Source organism: Niveispirillum sp. FG156 (genome assembly GCF_057809555.1).
In genome coordinates this window covers 91384-103971 of record NZ_JBMDKE010000014.1, presented here as the reverse complement: position 1 = coordinate 103971, position 12588 = coordinate 91384, and the positions used below count along the sequence as shown (strand labels likewise).

Genomic DNA, 12588 nt, shown 5'->3' with positions numbered 1-12588 from the left:
GGCGGCGTTGCAATCGGCGCGAATGCCGGTACCGCCATCCATTTACAGAAAATACACCATTTTCCGGGCCGCCGGTTGCGCAGGCCGGGGGCGCTGCTTATTTTCATGGCATGAACAAGACCAACCCGCCGCCTGTACCCGCCGCCGCCGCCCTGAAACATCTGACCGGCCTGCTGATCGCCCTGGTGGTTGGCGCCGGAGGGGCCATGGCCGCCTGCACCGATGCCGCCGCCGATGGCGTCAACTGGCGCCGCTGCTATATGGATGGGCGCGACCTGAAATCGGTGTCGCTGGTCCAGGCCATGCTGCGCGAGGCGACGTTCCAGCGCAGCGACCTTTCGGGGGCGACCCTGACCGGTGCCGATGCCTATCGCGCCAAGTTCCTGTCGGCCCGCCTGGACCGGGTGGTCATGGATGGCGCCCGCCTGATCGAGGCGGACCTGACCCGTGCCGAACTGTCCGGGGCCAGCCTGAAGAATGCCGATCTGCGCAATGCCAAGCTGGTGGGGGCCATCATGAAGGGGGCCGACCTGACGGGGGCCAAACTGGACGGGGCCGACCTGCGCAATGCCGATCTGGCGGGTGCCCGCTGGGCCGATGGCCGGCTGTGCGGCGAAGGGTCGGTCGGGCAGTGCCATTGATGAGTTTTTTATTAATCTTCAGCCGCAGATATGGCAGGGCAGGCTTGCCCTTTGCTTGAAGTATTTTGAAAACGTTTTCATTGACGGCGTGATCTGACCGGAATAATCGTCCCGCCGCTTCAGGTTATTGCAGGATCGGCGTCATGTTTTCCGTTGGCTTTCGCGCCGGTTTCATCACGATTTTCGCACATAATGATGTGGTCACCTTATATGTGACCGGCGAAGCGGTGCCGGGTGATGTGGATCTTGCCATTGATATCGGACATGAGGCGGGGCTTTACCAAGATTGCCGTTCCGTTCTGATCGACATGAGCCTGTTTGTCGGCGTCGTTGATTGGGGCGTGGTGCGCCGCATGGGACGGCATGCACCCTGGGTCCACGTGCCGGAAGCGAAAGTGGCCTATCTGTTGCGGGAAGAGGGTTTGGCCCTGATGGCGGTGGCGGCCTGCCACTATCCCCTTGCCCGTCACCGTGCATTCCGGGACGAGGCGTCGGCCCGTACCTGGTTGCAGGAAGAAACGCCCGCGCCACACTGTCTGGCTGCATGACCTTCGCCATGATCCGGGCATGTTTATCATCAAGTGCGCTGAAAATCCGAAGCGAATTTCAGGAATAATCGTATAAATTATCCACGCCGTCATTGACGTATCGGGTGGTGGAAGCCATATTGCGCGCCGCTTTTCTGGTTAGACGGATTGCCCCTGCATGTTTTCCGTAGGTCACCGGTCAGACCATATTTCCATCGCGTTGAGTGAAGGATTCCTTTGCATTCTGCTGTCGGGGGATGTGGCGTCGGCGGATATCGAGATGGCTATGGAGCTGGCTGTTGAACAAGGGCTGCTGCGGCCGGACAACCGGGTGCTGGTGGATATAAGGCGTTTCACCGGCTCCATCGACTGGGGCATGATCCGCGACCTGCGCCGGCATGCGCCCTGGGCGATTTCCGGTCAGCAGACCGTGCGCTGTGCCTATCTTCTTCCGGACAATTACCCGCGCGTGCTGGTCATCCTGGCCAGTTTCTATCCCGGCGCCAAGCACCGGGCCTTCCGGGATGATGTATCGGCCCTGCGCTGGCTGGCCGAACCGTCCGCCAGACCGGTATGAAGGCGGGCATGGCGCCCCTGCCGCCGATGAGGCTGGCGGGCGGTGCTGTAGACCGGTAAAAGGCTGGACAGATTGTTGAAATCGCGTCCGGAACCGACCGACATGGCCCTGATCACCCCCCGCACCCCCGCCGGCACCATGGAATTGCTGCCGCGCCGTCAGGTCACCTTCCAGCGCATGCTGGACACGATCCGTCGCAATTACGAACGGTTCGGCTTTATCCCGCTGGAGACGCCGGTGTTCGAGGTGGCGGACGTGCTTCTGTCCAAGTCGGGCGGGGAGACGGAGAAGCAGGTCTATTTCGTGCAGTCGACGGGCGCCATCGAGCAGGGGCACAAGCCCGATCTGGCCTTGCGCTTCGACCTGACGGTGCCCACGGCCCGCTATGTCGCGCAGTATGAGCGCGAGCTGGCCTTCCCCTTCCGCCGGTATCAGATGCAGCGCGTCTATCGCGGCGAGCGGGCGCAGAAGGGCCGGTATCGTGAGTTTTATCAGTGCGATATCGACGTGATCGGCAAGGACAGCCTGCCCGTCGCCTATGACGCGGAAATGCCCGCCGTGATCTATTCCGTTTTCACGGAACTGAATGTCGGGCCGTTCCAGATCAACTTCAACAACCGCAAGATCCTGCTGGGCATGTTCGAGGCGCTGGGCGTCACCGACCCCGGCATCCGCATCCTGGTGCTGCGGCAGGTGGACAAACTGGACAAGCTGTCGCGTGAGGATGTTCTGAACCTGCTGACGGCAGACGGGATTGCCCTGTCAGGTGAACAGGCGGCCAGCGTGCTGGACATGATCGGGTTCAGCGGGTCGTCGGCGGACACGCTGGCGCATCTGGACCGTCTGGGTCTGGACAATGAATTGTTCAAGGAAGGGGTGGAGGAGCTGCGCCAAGTGGTGGCGGCCCTAACCGCGTTCGGCGTGCCGGAGACGCATTGGCGCATCAATCTGGCCATTGCCCGTGGCCTGGATTACTACACCGGCACCGTCTATGAGACGTTCCTGACCGATCACCGGTCGCTGGGTTCCGTCTGCTCCGGCGGGCGGTATGAGAATCTGGCCGGGCTTTACACCAAGTCCAAGCTGCCGGGTGTGGGCATCTCCATCGGCCTGACGCGCCTGTTCTATGCGCTGGAACAGGCCGGGATCGTCAAGGATGGCGACAGTTCCGTGCAGGCGCTGGTGACGCAGTTCGACCCTAGCCTGCTGAACGACTATCTCGCCATCGGTGCCGCCCTGCGCCAGGGCGGGGTGAATACCGAGATCTACCTGTCGCCCGACAAGCCGGCCAAGCAGTTCAAATATGCCGACAAGGCCGGCATCCGTTACGCGGTCATCATGGGCAGCGATGAAAAGGCCAAGGGCGAGGTCCTGGTGAAGGACATGGTGGCCGGCACGCAAGTGGCCGTGAAGGTCGAGGAACTGGTGGGTTGGTTCCAAGGGACGATTGGGTGAGCAGGGTGATCTCCTTTCGTCGCCCGCCCCTCCTCGTCATCCCGGCGCAAGCCGGGACCCAGGAGCCAAGCGCCCAACCGTTCGGCAACGTTGGTTGGTGCGGTGGAAAGGTCTGATCCTGTGGCCCCTGGGTCCCGGCTTTCGCCGGGATGACGAAAAGGGGGAGTGCAGCGGGATCGGCGCAGTTGCCATTGTCGCCACCTCGCGTCGCTGATCCCGCCACTTCGTCGCCGTATTCTGTATCGGCCAACCCCATCGCCCACGCATTTCCGCCTTTTTCCGGGTTGGCACGGGCGTTGCTCTATTCAGGTCAGAACCAACCGATACCATCGGAGCCTGACCATCATGTCGCTGAAAGCCGCCCTGTTCGCCTCTGCCCTGACCCTGACCGCGCTGCCGGCACTGGCGTTTGGGCCGCAGGATTATGCCGCCCGTGAGGTCACGCTGGAGGATGTTGTCGGTCATGTGCAGGTGAAGGTCGATAGCAGCGCCTCCAAGGTGACGGCCAGCGTCACCGGCCCCGACCGCTGGGTGCAGCTGGTCGAGGTTAAGATGCAGGGTGACGATCTGGTCATCCATCAGAAAGACAGCCCGCGTGACCGCCGCTGGCGCGACAAGGATGACTGGATCACCGTCACCCTGACCGTTCCCGCCGGCACCAAACTGGAGATTGACGGCTTCACGGGGGAGGGGACGGTCGGCGACCTGCGCGGTGCCCTGTCCGTTGACGGCATGAATTCCGGCACGCTGAGCGTGGGCCGGGTGTCCACGGCCAGCATCGGCATCGACGGGTCGGGCGATGTGAAGCTGGGCGATGTCGACCGCGATATTGAGGTGGAGATCAATGGCAGCGGCTCCGTCATCACGGGCCGCACCAGCGGCAAGACGGCGCTGGAGATCAACGGGTCGGGCGAGATCACGCTGGCCCATGCCAATGGCCCCATCAATGCCGAGATCAACGGGTCCGGCGATATCCGCATCCAGTCCGGCGTGGCTGACCCGCTGGCGGTGGAGATCAACGGTTCCGGCTCGCTGCTGCTGGACGGCGTTGCCCGCAACCAGAGCATTGACCAGTCCGGCTCCGGCAATGTCCGCGTGACGGGCCGGAGCAGTTAAGTTCGCCCTCAAGCGCCGGGCGCCGCCATCCGGCGGCTCGGGCTTGCGCGTGCATGGGCACGCGGGCGCTCAATGCGCCAACCGGGCCGTGATGAGTTCCACTCACCACAGCCCAGTATAGATCGACCTTCATCCGATAAGTCGTTCCATCCCGCCGCCGACGGTGGCGGGAGACGGGAAAGTTTGCCTGCAACCTGGGCCGTGGGGGGCCTTTGACCATGCGTAAATCCGCTTCCATGCTTTTCGCCGGTATCGCGTTCGTCGCCATGACCGGGCTTGCCCAGGCCGAGAATTCGGGCCCGATGCAGTTCGACGGATCGGCCCTGACCATCCGCGATGTGGTGGGCGAGGTGAAGGTGAATGTCGATCCGTCGGCCAAGGGCATGGTGGTCACCATCGATGCCAAGCCCGAGGAATTTCCCCTGCTGTCGGCGCGGGCCGGCGATGGCGGCGTGGTTGTCGCCCGGGCCAAGCCCATCGAAAAGCAGGGGCGCCGCGACTGGAAAATGGATGATGGCGATGTGGTCATCACCATCACCATCCCCAAAGGTGGCTCCATCCGTATCGATGACATGATCGGCAAGCTGGAAGTGGGGGACCTTGACGGCCCGCTGACCGCCGACATCCGTGCCGCCGCCGACCTGAAAACCGGGCGGTTGAGCGCGGCGCGCATTGATGTGGCGGGAGCCGCCGGCATTCATACCGGCGATATTGCCGGCAAGCTGGACCTGAACATCGCCGGAGCGGGCGATATTGATATCGGCACCGTGCGACAGGGCGCGGATATCAAGATCGCCGGTTTCGGCAATGTCGATGTCGCCGGCGTCAATGGCCCCGTCTCCGTGAGGGTCAGTGGCGTCGGCGATGTCGATCTCAACGACGGCAAGGTCGATCTGCTGGACGTGTCGGTGTCCGGCCTCGGCTCCGTCAATTTCGATGGCGAGGCCAAGGACCGCCGCATCAGCTCTTCCGGGCTGGCCAGCGTACGGGTCAATGGCAAGAAGATTTCCGGTTAAGGATAGTCAGCCTGTCCGGGAAGCCAGCAGCCGGGTGTCGGGGGACGCCCGGCTGCTGGCTTTTAAGGTGATCATTCAAATAGCAATTTTCGTCATCCCGGCTTTCGCCGGGATGACGAAGAAAGCGAACCAATTCGACACATCAAACCGCTAACTTAGCGCCCATGGGCTTGTCACCGGGATGACGAATAGAGGATCAGCTGAACAGCCGCGCGAAGAAGCCCTTGGGCTTTTCGGGGGCTTTGCCGGCCTGTTTGGCCGCGCTAGAGGGTTTGCCCAGCACATATTCGTTGCGGAACCGTTCGAAATCCTCCTTGCGGCCGAACTTGAACATGACCTTCAGCACATTGCTGCGCAGGCCGGTATCCACGCTCATCTCTTCCTGCATGCCCAGGAATTCCAGGGCCCAGAGGCCCTTGATATTGGCGTTGATCCAGTCCTCGGCCTTTTCCATGTCGCCACGATTCTTGAACTTCATCGTGGTTTCAAAGCTATAGCTGCTCATGTCGTCAGCCCCTTTCAGCCGAACAGGTGGGACAGCACGACAAGCACGACGATGGCGCCGATCAGCGACAGCACGGGGTTGTTGCGCACGAAATCGGTCAGCGGCTCCAGGAAGGCCGGGCTGCCGGGCGGGGTCGAAGCGGTGGCCGTACTGGCGGCGGCGGGGGCCGGGTCGGCATCACGCGGCGGAGCCGAGGCGGCGCCTGCCCCGGCGATCCGGTCTTCCAGTGCGGCCAGTCGGGCCTCTATCCGGTCCAGGCGGGAGGTTTCCGCCGAGGGATCGGGTTGCGGGGTCAGTTCACTGTCACTCATCGCGCCAACCGCCTGTGATTGTCATACTGTTGCCATGGCAGGAACCAAGATAAACGTTTCGCATCCGCGATAGGAAGGGGGCATGGCATACCCCCATCCGATGGAGATAAGCCCGTTGCCCCCGCTTCCCCTGAACGGAGTAGTTGAATGCCGCGTCGCCTTCTGCGTCTGCCCGCCGCCCTGTTCCTGGCGCTGACGCTTTCCGGCTGTGCCATCGGTCAGGACGGGCCGCCCAGCACGCCGGTGGCGTTGCTGGAGGAAACGGCGGCACCGGTGCGGGCGGGGGAACTGGTCTGGCGCGGGACCCTGCATCTGCGTGATGCGAATCCGGATTTCGGCGGCCTTTCCGCCCTGCGCGTCAGCCCGGACGGGTCGCAGTTCGTGGCGATCAGCGACCGGGGAAAGCGCATCGCGGGGCGGCTGACCTATGGCCCGGCGGGCGACCTGATCGCGGCGGGCGGGTACAGCATCGATCCGCTGCTGGGCGCGGATGGGCAGGGATTGCCCGGCTTCTTCAACGATACCGAAGGTCTGGCCCTGATCGGGAAGTGGCCGGGTGATGGCTGGGCCGTGTCCATGGAGCGGCGGCATTCGATCCTGCGCTATCCGCCGGCATTGGCCGGATCGGCGGCGGTGGAACTGCCGGTGCCGGACGGGTTTGCGGCACTGCCCTTCAATGCGGGGATCGAAACGCTGCTGTCGCTGCCCGACGGGCGCCTGCTGGCCATTGCGGAGGATGGGGACGGGCAGGGGCGGCACCGCGCCTGGATCGGTGGGCCGGGAGCGTGGGGTGAGTTCACCTATCAGGCGCTGTCGCCCTTCCTGCCGGTGGATGCGGCACGCCTGCCCGATGGCGGCATCCTGGTGCTGGAACGCCGCGTCGGCCTGCTGGGCGGTTGGGGCAGCCGCATCGTGAAGGTGGAGGCGGCGGCGCTGACCAACGGCGGGGTGGTGGAAGGGCGGGAGATCGCCCGGTTGCAGCCGCCCATGGCGACGGAGAATTATGAAGGGATCGACACGCGACCCCTGCCGGGTGGCGGGGTCGCGGTCTATCTGGTGTCCGACAATAATTTCAAACCGATCATTCAGCGCACGCTGCTGACCATGTTTGAGTGGCGGCCATGATGGTGGATCACTCCACCACCCGCACCTTCACATAGGAGCCGGGGGCCGGCTCGATGGGCGTCAGCTTGCCGTCGCCGGGGGTACGGGCGAGAACCTTGGGGCCGGCATATTTCTGCACCCACTTGGCATATTCGCCCCACCAGCTTCCCTCCACCTGTTTGGCACCGGCCAGCCACTGTTCGGGGTCCTTGGGCAGCTTGGTGTTCAGGAAGTGGCTGTATTTGTTCGCCGCTGGCGGGTTGACCACGCCGGCAATATGGCCGGATGCCGCCAGCACGAACTTCACCGGGCCGCCATAAAGCTGCGTTGCGGCATAGGTCGACTTCCAGGGCGTGATGTGATCTTCGCGCGTGGACAGCATGAAGGTCGGGGTCTTGATCTTACCCAGATCGATCTCCACGCCCTTCAGCGTCAGGGCGCAGGGCTTCACCAGCAGGTTGCGCTGATACATGTTGCGCAGATAGAAGCTGTGCATAGCAGCGGGCATGCGGGTGGCGTCGGAGTTCCAGTACAGAAGGTCGAACGGGAACGGGTCCTTGCCCAGCAGGTAGTTATTCACCACGAACGACCAGATCAGGTCGTTGGCGCGCAGCATGTTGAAGGTGGTCGCCATGGACTGCCCATTCAGGTAGCCCTGGCTGTTCATCTTCTCTTCCAGCGCCGCTAACTGCTCCTCGTCGATAAAGACGGACAGTTCACCCGGTTCGGTGAAATCGGTCAGGGTCACGAGGTAGAGCACGCTCTTGACCCGGTCATCGCCCTTTTCCGCCATATAGGCCAGCGTGGAGGCCGTCAGCGTACCGCCGATGCAGTAGCCGACCATGTTGATCTCCCGCTCCCCCGTCGCCTGTTCGATGGCGTCGATGGCGGCGAGCGGGCCGGCGGTCATGTAATCTTCCCAGGTCCGGGCGGCCAGCGCCTCATCCGGGTTGACCCAGGAGACGATGAACACCGTATGCCCCTGATCGCACAGCCATTTTACCAGCGAATTGGCGGGGCGCAGGTCCAGGATATAGAATTTGTTGATCCAGGGCGGCACGATCAGCAGCGGACGCTTATGCTGCTGCTCTGTGGTCGGATTGTACTGGATCAGCTGCATCAACTCGTTCTGGTAAATCACCTGACCGGGCGTGGCGGCGATGTTCCGGCCCACCTCGAACTTCTTGTAGTCGGTCATGGAGATGGCGAGCTGGCCCTTGCCGCGCTCCAGATCGCCCAGCAGGTTTTCCAGACCCTTGACCAGATTCTCGCCGCCCGATTCCATGGTGGCGCGCAGCACCTCCGGATTGGTCATCACGAAATTGCTGGGCGCCATCGCGTCCACGAACTGACGGGTATAGAAGTCCACCTTCTTGGCCGTCTTGTCGTCCATCCCCTCCACCTCATGCACGGTGGATTGCAGCCAGCGGGCCGTCAGCAGGTAGGACTGCTTGATATAGTCGAACAGGGCGTTTTCATCCCAGGCGCTGTCCTTGAAGCGCTTATCCTCCTTGGCCGGCGCCACCACGGGAGCGGCTTCCTGGCCCAGCAGGCGTTGGGTGGTACGCTGCCACAGGGACATATAGTCCTGCCACAACGACATCTGCGCCTGCATCAGCTTGGCCGGGTCGGCCATCATGCGGGCCGTCATCTCCATGAAGGCCGCACCGATATGCATCATGCCCTGGGAGGCGGAAGCGGACGCGTCGCCGCCATTCTGCCGTTGCAGGAAATCCGACACCAGCCGCTGGCTCTGTTCGGCGATGCGCGCCATGTTGCGCGACATTTCGACCGGATCGGGGATCTTGATCTCGGGGCTTTGCGGCTCGGCCATGCTGACTTCCTTGACGTCACGTTTCCCAGGTACAAGGACAATGCCGATTCTGCATCACCCCGGTGTGGGGCCGTCGGCTTTGTCCAGGATCGGTCCCGCATGCCAGCCTGTCCGATGGCGGTATGGCGGGCGGGTTGCCGTCCCGCTTTTTTTCATACACGATCCCTTCATGATTTTCACCGCTGCATACGTATCGTTCCGACATCTTCGCCTGATGGCCCTTGCCGCCATGCTGGGCCTGTCGGCCTGCGCCCAGGTGCCCGTGCCCGACATCGTGTTCGATGATGGACCGGCGCCTGCGAAACCGTCGGAAATCACCGATGCCGACCCCGTGAAGGCCCTGACGGGCGCCCGGCCCATCCGCCGCGCCGACCCGTCGATCAAGGGCCGGGCCAATCTTGGCTCCGTCCCGGCCCGACCGGAAGAGTTTTCCAACCCCATCGAACGCCAGGCCCTGATCGACCGGTTGCAGGCCGACCGGGCCGAGGGGGAGGCCGCCGGCGACGCGCTGCGCGCCCGCTCCACCGATCCGCGTGGTCGGCCAGACGATGTGCCCGACGTGCCGGACGCACCGCCGCCGGTGCCGCCGGCGCTGCCGCGGGTGCCGGAGGGCGGGTGAGGGTTTGGGGATGTTGTTCCCTCACCCTCCCAAACGCTGATGCGTTCGGGCCCCTCCCTCTCCCGCAAGCGGGCGAGGGGCTAAATTTCTCCCCTCGCCCACGAAAGTGGGAGAGGGAGGGGCCCAAGCCCGCCAGGGCTTGGGAGGGTGAGGGTGCAACATAAGCAGTTTGTCCCCCGCCATCCCGCCCCGTCATGGCAGATTGGCGCGCATCCCGCGCAAAATCATGTCGCGGGGGGCTGTTGCGGTGCGCTACATATTTCGCCCCTTTCATTTTCAACCCGGTGCCCAGGTCCATGAGCGACACTGAATTCCACCGCATCAAGCGGCTTCCGCCCTATGTCTTCGCTGAAGTGAATGCGATGAAGGCGCGAGCTAGGGCCGCCGCGGAGGACATCATCGATCTCGGCATGGGCAACCCGGACCAGCCGACACCGCCGCATATCGTGGCGAAGATGATCGAGGCGGTCCAGAACCCCAAGACCCATCGCTATAGCCAGAGCCGCGGCATTCCCGGCCTGCGCAAGGCGATCAGCGCCTATTACAAGCGCCGCTTCGATGTCGATATCGACCCGGAAACCGAAGCCATCGTCACCATCGGTTCCAAGGAAGGCCTGGCCAATCTGGCCCAGGCGATCACCAGCCCCGGCGACGTGATCCTGGTGCCGAATCCATCCTATCCGATCCATCCGTTCGGCTTCATGCTGGCCGGTGCCGCGCTGCGCCATATTCCGGTGAATAACGGCCTGGATGATTTCGTGCCGGCCCTGGAACGCGCCATCAAGCATTCGGTGCCCAAGCCCACGGCCCTGATCGTCAGCTTCCCCGCCAACCCGACGGGGCAGACGGTGACGCTGGATTTCTATCGTCCGATCGTCGATCTGTGCCTGAAGCACGGCATCTACATCCTGTCCGACATCGCCTATGCCGAGATCTATTTCGACGGCAATCCGCCGCCGTCGGTGTTGCAGATCCCGGAAGCGCGCGACATCACCGTTGAATTCAACAGCCTGTCCAAGACCTACAGCATGCCCGGCTGGCGCGTGGGCTTTGGTGTCGGGTCGAAGAAGCTGGTGGGCGCGCTGGCCAAGTTCAAATCCTATGTGGATTACGGCGCCTTCACGCCCATCCAGGTGGCGGCCACCGCCGCCTTGAACGGGCCGCAGGATTGCGTGCTGGAAATCCGTGAGATGTACAAGCAGCGCCGCGACGTGCTGATCAAGGGTCTGCATGCGGCCGGCTGGATGGTGCCGTCGCCCAACGCCTCCATGTTCGTCTGGGCCGAAATCCCGGAGCCTTTCAAGCATCTGAGCAGCCTGGAATTCGCCAAGGTCCTGATGCAGGAAGCCAAGGTCGCCGTCAGTCCCGGCATCGGGTTTGGCGAATATGGCGACACGCATGTGCGGTTCGGGCTGGTGGAAAACACCCAGCGCATCCGGCAGGCCACCAACAATATCAAGCTGTTCCTGGACAAGGCGCGCAAGATCAACGCGCCCATCACGTCCGAACCCGCCGCTGTCGAGTGAGGATCAATTCTGATGGTTGATGGTAAACCGTTGCGCATTGGCGTCGCCGGCCTTGGTACGGTCGGCGGCGGGGTTCTGAAGCTGGTATCGGCCAATGCCGAACTGCTGTCCCGGCGGACGGGCCGCGCCATTCAGGTGGTGGCCGTTTGTGCCCGCGACCGCAGCCGCGACCGTGGCGTCGATCTGTCCAATGTCCGCTGGTATGAGAATGCGGCCGATCTGGCCGTTGATCCCGATGTCGATGTGTTCGTCGAACTGATCGGCGGGTCCGACGGCATCGCCAAACAGGCGGTCGAAGCGGCATTGGCCGCCGGCAAGCATGTGGTGACGGCCAACAAGGCGCTGCTGGCCCATCATGGCGCGGCACTGGCGCAGAAAGCCGAGTCTGCCGGCCTGACCCTGGCGTTCGAGGCGGCGGTGGCAGGCGGCATCCCCGCCATCAAGGGCCTGCGCGAAGGGCTGGCCGCCAACAATATCCGTGAAGTCCACGGCATCCTGAACGGCACCTGCAATTACATCCTGACCGAGATGCGGACCACGGGCCGCGATTTCGCCGATGTTCTGGCCGATGCTCAGCGCCTGGGCTATGCCGAGGCCGACCCGTCCTTTGACGTGGATGGCGTCGATGCGGCGCATAAGCTGGCGGTCCTGACCGCCGTCGCCTTTGGCGCGCATGTCGATTTCAAGTCGGTGCATATCGAGGGCATCCGCCACGTCTCCGCCCTCGACATCAACTATGCCCAGGAACTGGGCTACCGCATCCGTCTGCTGGGCATTGCCCGGCGGACCCCGGATGGGATCGAGCAGCGGGTGCATCCCTGCATGGTGCCGATCACCAGCCCCTGCGGTGCCACCGACGGCGTGTTCAACGCCGTGGTCGCCGATGGCGATTTCGTGGACAAGGTGGTGCTGGTGGGGCGCGGTGCCGGTGCCGGCCCGACGGCATCCGCCGTCGTCGCCGATCTGGTGGATATCGCCCGTGGCCGTTCCACGCCGACCTTCGGCGTGCCGGCAGCAGCACTGGAGCCGGCCAAGGCCGCCCCGCTGAGCCGCCGCCGTGGCCGTTACTATGTCCGCCTGATGGTGGTCGACCGTCCCGGCGTGATTGCCGAGATCGCGGCCACGCTGCGCGACCAGAATGTCTCCATGGAGGCGTTCCTGCAGCGTGGTCGGGCACCCGGTGAGGCGGTGCCGGTGGTCTGGACCACCCACGACACGGACGAGGCCGCCATGCAGCAGGCGCTCGCCTCCATCGCGTCGTTGGACAGTGTTCTGGAACCGCCGCGCATGATCCGCATCGAGGATTTCTGATACACACTCAACCCAGGAACGGCGCAACCGACAAGACGCCGATCTC

The 12588-nt window shown here is 63.6% G+C and carries 13 protein-coding genes; 10 read left to right on the top strand and 3 right to left on the bottom strand.

The features are described from left to right. Positions 1–110 precede the first annotated feature (110 nt). The 6 genes from ACODSP_RS11050 (at position 111) to ACODSP_RS11025 (ending at position 5332) form a co-directional block, all read left to right on the top strand. Positions 111–641, top strand: coding sequence for a pentapeptide repeat-containing protein (locus ACODSP_RS11050; RefSeq protein ID WP_488965646.1), 531 nt, complete (start codon positions 111–113; stop codon positions 639–641). 143 nt (positions 642–784) lie between these two features. Further along, positions 785–1189 carry a hypothetical protein gene (locus ACODSP_RS11045; protein WP_488965645.1) on the top strand — a complete coding sequence of 135 codons (405 nt, stop codon included), beginning with the start codon at positions 785–787 and terminating at the stop codon, positions 1187–1189. Between the two features lie 157 nt (positions 1190–1346). Beyond that, positions 1347–1745, top strand: a complete 399-nt coding sequence (locus tag ACODSP_RS11040) for a hypothetical protein (RefSeq protein WP_488965644.1) — start codon at positions 1347–1349, stop codon at positions 1743–1745. Positions 1746–1820: 75 nt separating this feature from the next. Then, complete coding sequence (gene hisS / locus ACODSP_RS11035) at positions 1821–3200, top strand: histidine--tRNA ligase (RefSeq protein ID WP_488965643.1); 1380 nt, start codon at positions 1821–1823, stop codon at positions 3198–3200. Between the two features lie 345 nt (positions 3201–3545). Next, positions 3546–4316, top strand: a complete 771-nt coding sequence (locus ACODSP_RS11030; protein WP_488965642.1) for a GIN domain-containing protein — start codon at positions 3546–3548, stop codon at positions 4314–4316. A 218-nt stretch (positions 4317–4534) separates the two neighbouring features. Further along, positions 4535–5332 carry a head GIN domain-containing protein gene (locus ACODSP_RS11025; RefSeq protein WP_488965641.1) on the top strand — a complete coding sequence of 266 codons (798 nt, stop codon included), beginning with the start codon at positions 4535–4537 and terminating at the stop codon, positions 5330–5332. 196 nt (positions 5333–5528) lie between these two features. Here the strand turns inward: ACODSP_RS11025 and ACODSP_RS11020 are convergent, their stop codons facing one another. After that, positions 5529–5837: a hypothetical protein gene (locus ACODSP_RS11020; protein WP_488965640.1), complete on the bottom strand. Its 309-nt coding sequence runs from the start codon at positions 5835–5837 to the stop codon at positions 5529–5531. Positions 5838–5851: 14 nt separating this feature from the next. Further along, entirely contained in the window at positions 5852–6148 is a 297-nt protein-coding gene (locus tag ACODSP_RS11015) for a hypothetical protein (protein ID WP_488965639.1), read from the bottom strand. A gap of 147 nt (positions 6149–6295) precedes the next feature. Between ACODSP_RS11015 and ACODSP_RS11010 the strand changes: the two genes are divergently transcribed. Then, positions 6296–7273: an esterase-like activity of phytase family protein gene (locus ACODSP_RS11010; protein ID WP_488965638.1), complete on the top strand. Its 978-nt coding sequence runs from the start codon at positions 6296–6298 to the stop codon at positions 7271–7273. A 7-nt stretch (positions 7274–7280) separates the two neighbouring features. Here the strand turns inward: ACODSP_RS11010 and ACODSP_RS11005 are convergent, their stop codons facing one another. Then, entirely contained in the window at positions 7281–9086 is a 1806-nt protein-coding gene (locus ACODSP_RS11005; protein ID WP_488965637.1) for a PHA/PHB synthase family protein, read from the bottom strand. 214 nt (positions 9087–9300) lie between these two features. On the opposite strand from ACODSP_RS11005, the gene ACODSP_RS11000 reads away from it, so the two are divergent. The 3 genes from ACODSP_RS11000 (at position 9301) to ACODSP_RS10990 (ending at position 12542) form a co-directional block, all read left to right on the top strand. After that, entirely contained in the window at positions 9301–9705 is a 405-nt protein-coding gene (locus tag ACODSP_RS11000) for a hypothetical protein (RefSeq protein ID WP_488965636.1), read from the top strand. 296 nt (positions 9706–10001) lie between these two features. Further along, a complete protein-coding gene (locus ACODSP_RS10995) occupies positions 10002–11231 on the top strand; it encodes an LL-diaminopimelate aminotransferase (RefSeq protein ID WP_488965635.1) in 1230 nt (409 codons plus the stop codon). Positions 11232–11243: 12 nt separating this feature from the next. After that, positions 11244–12542, top strand: coding sequence for a homoserine dehydrogenase (locus ACODSP_RS10990; RefSeq protein ID WP_488965634.1), 1299 nt, complete (start codon positions 11244–11246; stop codon positions 12540–12542). Positions 12543–12588 lie beyond the last annotated feature (46 nt).

Coding starts and splice junctions, on each gene's coding strand:
- ACODSP_RS11050 (WP_488965646.1), top strand. CDS start 111: ATGAACAAGACCAACCCGCCGCCTGTACCCGCCGCCGCCGCCCTGAAA.
- ACODSP_RS11045 (WP_488965645.1), top strand. CDS start 785: ATGTTTTCCGTTGGCTTTCGCGCCGGTTTCATCACGATTTTCGCACAT.
- ACODSP_RS11040 (WP_488965644.1), top strand. CDS start 1,347: ATGTTTTCCGTAGGTCACCGGTCAGACCATATTTCCATCGCGTTGAGT.
- ACODSP_RS11030 (WP_488965642.1), top strand. CDS start 3,546: ATGTCGCTGAAAGCCGCCCTGTTCGCCTCTGCCCTGACCCTGACCGCG.
- ACODSP_RS11025 (WP_488965641.1), top strand. CDS start 4,535: ATGCGTAAATCCGCTTCCATGCTTTTCGCCGGTATCGCGTTCGTCGCC.
- ACODSP_RS11020 (WP_488965640.1), bottom strand. CDS start 5,837: ATGAGCAGCTATAGCTTTGAAACCACGATGAAGTTCAAGAATCGTGGC.
- ACODSP_RS11015 (WP_488965639.1), bottom strand. CDS start 6,148: ATGAGTGACAGTGAACTGACCCCGCAACCCGATCCCTCGGCGGAAACC.
- ACODSP_RS11010 (WP_488965638.1), top strand. CDS start 6,296: ATGCCGCGTCGCCTTCTGCGTCTGCCCGCCGCCCTGTTCCTGGCGCTG.
- ACODSP_RS11005 (WP_488965637.1), bottom strand. CDS start 9,086: ATGGCCGAGCCGCAAAGCCCCGAGATCAAGATCCCCGATCCGGTCGAA.
- ACODSP_RS11000 (WP_488965636.1), top strand. CDS start 9,301: ATGGCCCTTGCCGCCATGCTGGGCCTGTCGGCCTGCGCCCAGGTGCCC.
- ACODSP_RS10995 (WP_488965635.1), top strand. CDS start 10,002: ATGAGCGACACTGAATTCCACCGCATCAAGCGGCTTCCGCCCTATGTC.
- ACODSP_RS10990 (WP_488965634.1), top strand. CDS start 11,244: ATGGTTGATGGTAAACCGTTGCGCATTGGCGTCGCCGGCCTTGGTACG.